9 protein-coding genes are annotated in these 6,144 nt (G+C 63.6%); 6 read left to right on the forward strand and 3 right to left on the reverse strand.

Annotated features, from left to right (window positions below; genetic code table 11):
- Positions 1 to 45: 45 nt before the first annotated feature.
- From CHU93_RS00275 to CHU93_RS00285, 3 genes are read left to right on the forward strand one after another with little or no spacing between them, the layout of a single operon-like run.
- Positions 46 to 501 (forward strand): hypothetical protein, encoded by a 456-nt coding sequence (locus CHU93_RS00275; RefSeq protein ID WP_094472230.1) that lies wholly within the window; start codon positions 46 to 48, stop codon positions 499 to 501.
- Positions 502 to 523: 22 nt separating this feature from the next.
- Complete coding sequence (gene ada, locus CHU93_RS00280) at positions 524 to 1,579, forward strand: bifunctional DNA-binding transcriptional regulator/O6-methylguanine-DNA methyltransferase Ada (protein ID WP_094472231.1); 1,056 nt, start codon at positions 524 to 526, stop codon at positions 1,577 to 1,579.
- An 11-nt stretch (positions 1,580 to 1,590) separates the two neighbouring features.
- Positions 1,591 to 2,292, forward strand: coding sequence for a 2OG-Fe(II) oxygenase (locus tag CHU93_RS00285; protein WP_094472232.1), 702 nt, complete (start codon positions 1,591 to 1,593; stop codon positions 2,290 to 2,292).
- A gap of 99 nt (positions 2,293 to 2,391) precedes the next feature.
- On the opposite strand, the gene CHU93_RS00290 is transcribed toward CHU93_RS00285, so the two are convergent.
- Positions 2,392 to 3,363 carry a LysR family transcriptional regulator gene (locus CHU93_RS00290; protein ID WP_094472233.1) on the reverse strand — a complete coding sequence of 324 codons (972 nt, stop codon included), beginning with the start codon at positions 3,361 to 3,363 and terminating at the stop codon, positions 2,392 to 2,394.
- Between the two features lie 138 nt (positions 3,364 to 3,501).
- On the opposite strand from CHU93_RS00290, the gene CHU93_RS00295 reads away from it, so the two are divergent.
- Together CHU93_RS00295 and CHU93_RS00300 are read left to right on the forward strand one after the other, a co-directional pair.
- Positions 3,502 to 3,984, forward strand: a complete 483-nt coding sequence (locus tag CHU93_RS00295) for a hypothetical protein (protein ID WP_094472234.1) — start codon at positions 3,502 to 3,504, stop codon at positions 3,982 to 3,984.
- Positions 3,985 to 4,010: 26 nt separating this feature from the next.
- Positions 4,011 to 4,472: a nuclear transport factor 2 family protein gene (locus CHU93_RS00300; RefSeq protein WP_165768530.1), complete on the forward strand. Its 462-nt coding sequence runs from the start codon at positions 4,011 to 4,013 to the stop codon at positions 4,470 to 4,472.
- A gap of 273 nt (positions 4,473 to 4,745) precedes the next feature.
- On the opposite strand, the gene CHU93_RS00305 is transcribed toward CHU93_RS00300, so the two are convergent.
- Positions 4,746 to 4,967 (reverse strand): tautomerase family protein, encoded by a 222-nt coding sequence (locus CHU93_RS00305; RefSeq protein WP_094472238.1) that lies wholly within the window; start codon positions 4,965 to 4,967, stop codon positions 4,746 to 4,748.
- A gap of 84 nt (positions 4,968 to 5,051) precedes the next feature.
- Here CHU93_RS00305 and CHU93_RS00310 point away from each other — a divergent pair, with 84 nt between their 5' ends.
- Positions 5,052 to 5,663, forward strand: a complete 612-nt coding sequence (locus CHU93_RS00310; RefSeq protein WP_094472236.1) for a TetR/AcrR family transcriptional regulator — start codon at positions 5,052 to 5,054, stop codon at positions 5,661 to 5,663.
- On the opposite strand, the gene CHU93_RS00315 is transcribed toward CHU93_RS00310, so the two are convergent.
- Positions 5,626 to 6,000, reverse strand: a complete 375-nt coding sequence (locus CHU93_RS00315; protein ID WP_094472237.1) for a hypothetical protein — start codon at positions 5,998 to 6,000, stop codon at positions 5,626 to 5,628. The two genes, CHU93_RS00310 and CHU93_RS00315, sit on opposite strands and share 38 nt — an antisense overlap.
- Positions 6,001 to 6,144: the final 144 nt, after the last annotated feature.

Raw genomic sequence — 6,144 nt, forward strand, 5'->3', positions numbered from 1 at the left:
TTTGCGCCGCCCAATGGCCGACTTTTACTCCGCCGTTGACACCGGTTGGCGCTGACCACCGGCAACGACCCGGTGCTAGCCTACAAGGCGGCGCGCGGATACCGGCATGAAGCGGACAAGTTCGCCCTTGCCGGACTGACCCCCATCGTCAGCGAAACCGTGGCGCCGCCGCGTGCCATGGAAGCGCCCGTGCAGCTGGAAGCCCGCATCGAGGCGATCCATTCGCTGGCGGCCGAAGACCCCACCCAGGCCGGCAAGATCCTGACGTTTGAAGCCCGGATCCTGCGGGTGCATCTGCATGACAGCATCCTGATGGACGGCGAGGCCGACCGCATTGACCCTGACAAGTGGCGGCCGCTCATCATGAGCTTCCAGAAATTCTATGGCCTGGGGGAAGAGCTGCAGCCGTCAACATTGGCGACCATTCCGGAAGCGGTCTATCGCAGTCCGGATGTCGAAAAGGCGCGGCAGCTGGTCGCTGCCACTGCCCATGCTGCCTGAAGCCCTGTGCGGGAGATTTGTGATGATCGACACCACCGACAATGATCGCTGGGCCCGGGTGCAGGCCCGGACAGAGGACGCATCCGATCCCTTCTTCTATGCCGTGGTGACCACCGGCATTTTCTGCCGGCCAAGTTGCCCGTCGCGCACGCCGCGCCCGGCGAATGTTCGCTTCTTCGACAGCGCGACAGGGGCGACCGCGGCGGGCTTTCGCCCTTGCCGGCGCTGCCATCCGCAGGCGATCGCGAATCCCGGCACATCGTTGATGGCCGACATGGCCCGCTTTATCCGCAACCATGCGGACCAGCCACTGCCGCTGTCACGCCTGGCCGAAGAAGCCGGCATGAGCCCCTTTCATTTCCAGCGCCGTTTCAAGGCCGAATTCAGCATCAGCCCCCGCGACTATCAGGCGGCAGAGCGGCTGACCATGTTCAAGGGCCGTCTGCGTGACGGCGAGAATGTGCTCCATGCCACTCTGGACGCCGGTTTCGGGTCGACCAGTCGCATCTATGAACATGTTGATGGCGGGCTAGGCATGACCCCGCGCGCCTATCGCGCCGGAGGGGCGGGCGAAACCATCGTGCACGCCACGCGCGAGACCGTGCTGGGCCCCCTCATGATGGCGGCAACCGAGCGCGGCGTGTGCTTCGTGCAGTTTGGTGAAACGGCGGGAGGCCTTCTGGCACAATTGGCGGCGGAGTTTCCCCGCGCCCGCCTGCTGCCGGCCGGGCCGGAGGCGAGCCAGCCACTGGATGACTGGATGGCCGCCCTGGCCGATCATCTGGCCGGCAGCGCACCGCGGCCCGATCTGCCGCTGGACCTGCGCGGTACCGCGTTCCAGATCAAGGTGTGGCGCTTCCTGCTCAGCGTGAAACCGGGGGATGTCGTCAGCTATGGCGAGGTGGCCGAAGCGATTGCCGAACCCAGGGCGGTGCGCGCTGCTGCCAGCGCCTGTGGCGCCAACCGGATGGCAGTGCTCATCCCCTGCCATCGGGTGCTGCGGGCGGACGGGGGCCTCGGCGGTTATCGCTGGGGCATCGAGCGCAAGCGTGCCCTGCTGGACGCCGAACGGCGGTAGAGGGCCGTGGCATGAGCGCGATTCCGCCGCCGCCGGCCGATGCCATACTGTCTGCGCTGGACCGCGATGGCCATGCCGTATTGCCGGCGCTGCTCGATGCCGATGCCTGCGCCACCGTGGCGGCCATGTTCGACGATGGCGCCACCGCCTTCCGCTCCACGGTCATTATGGCGCGGCATGGCTATGGCCAGGGTGAATATCGCTATTTCGCGCGGCCGTTGCCGGATATGGTGCAGCAGTTGCGCGAAACGCTCTATCCGCCACTGGCGGCCGTCGCCAATGTCTGGGCGGACCGCTTGGCCGGATTGCGGCACTGGCCTGCCGATCATACGGCATTGGCAGCAGAATGTGCCGCGGCCGGTCAGACCCGGCCCACACCACTGTTGCTGCGTTATGGCCCAGGCGATCACAACCGGCTGCATCAGGATGTCTATGGCGACCTGGTGTTTCCGTTGCAGCTGGCGGTGCTGCTCGACGCGCCGGGCCGCGATTTCGAGGGCGGCGAGTTCGTGCTGGTGGAGGGGCGGGCGCGCATGCAATCCCGCGCGCGGGTGGTGCCATTGCGGCGCGGCGATGCGGTCGTGTTTCCGGTGCGTGACCGGCCTGTAGCGAGTGCGCGCGGCTGGAGCAAGGCCGTGATGCGGCACGGTGTTGCCGATATCCGGTACGGGCAGCGCCGAACACTGGGCATCATCTTCCACGACGCCAGATAGATCAGTCAGGATAGGGAAACGCGCCCACAGCAAACACCCTCGATTGCAGCCAGGCAAGATGGGCGGCCAACGCGGTCCGCATTGTTTACACACGCAAAGTCATTCCTCGCGCCGAGTATATTTGCGTGTCCCGTTGAGCGGCATCAGGCCATCAAGCAGCGTTGGCATCCCGCGGATCTGGTCAACGAACCACTCGCCAGCCCTCCCAAGTCTGTCGTGCCGATGGGCGATGCAGAATGTCGCGAGTGGTCGGGGCTGCTGGACATCAAGCTTGACCAGCCGACCGGCCGCAAACTCGGGTTCGGCCATGTACCTAGGCAGGAACCCCACGCCCAATCCAGCCAACTGGGCGGCCAGCTTGTCGCGCATGCTGGTCACGGTCAGCTTGTTCTGTCCGGCCAGAAGGCCAATGCCGCCCGCAGGCCTGATCTGTGCACTGTCAGCCACACTAACCACCCGATAGGTGCGAAGTTCATCGTCCGTGATAGGGCTCGACCGGCCGGCAAAGGCCACAAGCGGGTGCCAAGGGGCAACGGCAAAGTCGAAGGCCAGACTGCCAAGTGCATGGATCTGATAACCTCCGCCGAATGGAACGCCACCCGTTCCAAGCCCCGCCACGACCAGATCAGCCCGATCGGAAACCAGCGCATCCCAGCAGCCAGACACAGCTTCTTCCAGCACGCTGATCCGCGTGTCAGATTGCAGCCCGTCGAACTTGGTCAGCAATGGGAACAGCATTTGCGGGCCAAAGATCGTATCCACGGCAATCCGCAATTCGACTTCCCACCCCTTTGCCAATTGGCGAACTCGGCTTTCAATGTCATGCGCGGCGCGAAGCAATCGACGTCCGTCCTCCAACACAACGATGCCGGCCTCTGTCAGGGTCAGATTGCGCTTTGACCGGTGGAACAAGGCCAGGCCCATGCGCTGTTCGAGCTGGCACATGGTGTAGCTGAGGGCAGAGGGTACTCTGTTCAGTTCGACCGCCGCCCTGGCCAGCGATTGATGGCGCGCCACTGCATCGAGAACAACGAGCGCATCTATGGACAGCGCCGGACGTCGAGCATTCATCAAAAATTCCGTACGATTCCGTCAAAACTATTTGCTTCTCTTATGCAAACGGCAGATTTATAGCAAGATTAGGTTTCAAAAACAAACGCTGATAGCAGCAAGCATAAATCAGTATTTTTGATTAAAGAGGCTCCGATCATGACAGCAACAGTCCTCAGGCTGACCCTCTGGGTCTTTGGCATGACGCTGGCAGGTAGCATTTCGGCCAGCGCGATCGCAGGCGCCGCCGCTGCCGAACCGGCAACGACGCGGGTGGTGACCCTCACCTATCTCAAATCCGCTCCAGGCCGGTTGGCCCAGCTTGAGCGCTTCGTGCGGGCAAACTGGTTCGCAATGGATGCCATTGCAGTCCGGCAGGGCCTATTCCTCGACTACAGATGGTTCGATACTGGCAGTGAAGACGGGGCATGGAATGCGATCGTCATGGTGACATACCGTGACGAGAAGGGCTTTGAAGGGGTTGCGCCCCGCTGGGCGCCCATTCAGTCAGCACACAGAACCGTACTTCCTGACGGGTTTGCCTTCGCACAGCTTGGGCGGGTTGTAGAAAACCGGAACCTGATCGAGCACGGGCCCTTTCCGTCCCGCCTCGCCGTTTCCGCACAGGAAGATCAGCCATGACGCGGTCGGGACTGAACAGGTTGGGCATGCTGCTGTTGCCGTGGGCACTGGCCGGCAATCTGAATGCTGCCCAGCCGCAGATACGGTCGCGGCCAAGCATGGATCACAACGCCACCGCCTCTATGCAAACTGCAGCAGCAAAGCATGCTGTCGAACGCTATTTTCAGGCGGCGGATTCAGGCAGTGCCGAAGCGGTGCGCAATGCCTTCTTGCCGAATGGCCGCGTCGAAGGCGTGTTGGGCGGAAAGATAGTGTCATGGACAGCAGCGGAATTCGCAGAGCGCAACTTCCGTGGCTCGCCGCCAGCCAATGTCGAGGCAATTCGCCGTACCATCGAATGGCTTGACGTGTCCGGTCCTGGCGCAGTGGCGCGGGTCAGGGTCAATATTGGGGCCAACGCCGTTTACTGGGACTATTTCATTTTGTTCAATGTCTCTGGCGAATGGAAGATTGGTCTCAAGGCCTTTGCCAATCCGGAACAGAAGTGATTGATGGCATAGCAAGCCACCTCTTGCCGAGGGCTCGTGGCGCCAGGTCAATTGTGCCGGCTGACGTCAACTGCCACTGACGGCGGAACCTTGACCTTGCGCGACCAACGTTCATAGCGCCGCTGCGCGCTGTACCAGCCGACGAAGCGCAGTCTTGGGCTACATCCGGCACGGGCAGCACCGCACGCCGAGCCCCATATGCCACATGGCCAATTGAACGCGCCGGGAAGGGGTTCGACCCCATCCCGGCCCCAATTGCACCAGGCACTATGGTCAATGGGCTGCCAGCGCAGCCTGCATCATCGCCAGGGTGACAGCGCGGCCGGCAATGCCCCAGCCGCCATCGGGCACTTCGTGGATCTGCACGAACGTCTGCGCGCGCACGGCGGGAATGCCTTCGGCGGCAACGGCGGCATCGGTGATCAACCGGATCATCTCGGCCTTTTTGCTGGCATCGAGCGAACCGGCGGGAACGGTGATCTGGATCATCGGCATGACCATCTCTCCTTTGCTATGGCGATTGTTGTACTATGGTGGTTGGTATAGTCTTGTCAAGCGCCATCTGCTATCGGGAGGACCATGCCACGCCACACCGATTCCCGGGCCAGGGCCCTCGCCACGGCCGAACATCTGTTCCGCACCCAGGGTTATGCCGCCACCGGCCTTGCCCAGATCATCGCCGAAAGCGGCTCTCCCAAGGGATCCTTTTACTTCCATTTCCCGGGCGGCAAGGCGCAGCTGGCGGCCGAGGCGCTGGCAGTCTATGCCGGACGGGTGGATGCGCTGCTGCGCCGGCTGTCGGCCGCCCATTCCGGTGATGCGGGCGGGTTCGTGGCCGCATTGTTCGCCGCCGTTGCTGCCGAAATGGCCGGCGCCGGGTTCAGGCTCTCTTGTCTGGTGCAGATCCTAGCGAATGAGCAGCCGGCGGGCGAGGCCGCGTCCGGCAAACCGCTGGCGGCGGCATCGACGAGTTGGATCGGCCTGATCGCTGCCCATTTGGAAGGCTGCGGCATGACGTCGGCAGTGGCCCGGGAGGCGGCAATCGCCATCGTGACGCTGCTACAGGGTGCACGCGGCCTGGCCCGGATCGAACACAGCCCGCAGCCCTTTGCGGTGGCGGCTCGGCTGGCCGGTGAGGTGCTGCGCCTGCCCGTCAGCCTGCCGCCGGAACCGGTTTCGGCACAAGCGTGAGGACTGCGACAAGGCCGACGCTGGCAAGTGCGGCGGCGCTGAAGCCCAGGGCGCCGATTCCGGCATTGGAGATGGTGGCCGCACCCAACAGCGCGCCCAGCCCCTGACCGACAAACACGGTCGCGCCATTAAGGGCCAGCAGCACGGCGGCATTGGCGGGCGCAATGGCCACCAGTTGGCTCTGAATCACTGGTGTTCGCGCAAACAGGGCGGCCGCACCTGCCACCATCGCGAATGCCAGCACCCCAAGCAGACTGGCGCCTGTCAGGCCAGACAATGGCAGCAGCGAGTAGAGCGAAAGCGCCAAGGCCGACACCGCAAAGCTGACCGCCACCATGGTGCGCGCACCTGGTCGGTCGGCAAAGCGGGCACCCACTAGGATGCCGATGATGCTGCCCACCCCGATCAGCGCCTGTAGGCCGCCGACTGTAGCGCGACAATCAACTTCTCATCCTGATCGTCGCGTAGTTCTCACCTTGAT

Origin of the sequence: Sandarakinorhabdus cyanobacteriorum (assembly GCF_002251755.1) — a bacterium.
GTDB classification, from domain to species: Bacteria; Pseudomonadota; Alphaproteobacteria; order Sphingomonadales; family Sphingomonadaceae; genus Sandarakinorhabdus; species Sandarakinorhabdus cyanobacteriorum.

Coding starts and splice junctions, on each gene's coding strand:
- ada (WP_094472231.1), top strand. CDS start 524: ATGATCGACACCACCGACAATGATCGCTGGGCCCGGGTGCAGGCCCGG.
- CHU93_RS00285 (WP_094472232.1), top strand. CDS start 1,591: ATGAGCGCGATTCCGCCGCCGCCGGCCGATGCCATACTGTCTGCGCTG.
- CHU93_RS00290 (WP_094472233.1), bottom strand. CDS start 3,363: ATGAATGCTCGACGTCCGGCGCTGTCCATAGATGCGCTCGTTGTTCTC.
- CHU93_RS00295 (WP_094472234.1), top strand. CDS start 3,502: ATGACAGCAACAGTCCTCAGGCTGACCCTCTGGGTCTTTGGCATGACG.
- CHU93_RS00300 (WP_165768530.1), top strand. CDS start 4,011: ATGCTGCTGTTGCCGTGGGCACTGGCCGGCAATCTGAATGCTGCCCAG.
- CHU93_RS00305 (WP_094472238.1), bottom strand. CDS start 4,967: ATGCCGATGATCCAGATCACCGTTCCCGCCGGTTCGCTCGATGCCAGC.
- CHU93_RS00310 (WP_094472236.1), top strand. CDS start 5,052: ATGCCACGCCACACCGATTCCCGGGCCAGGGCCCTCGCCACGGCCGAA.
- CHU93_RS00315 (WP_094472237.1), bottom strand. CDS start 6,000: ATGGTGGCGGTCAGCTTTGCGGTGTCGGCCTTGGCGCTTTCGCTCTAC.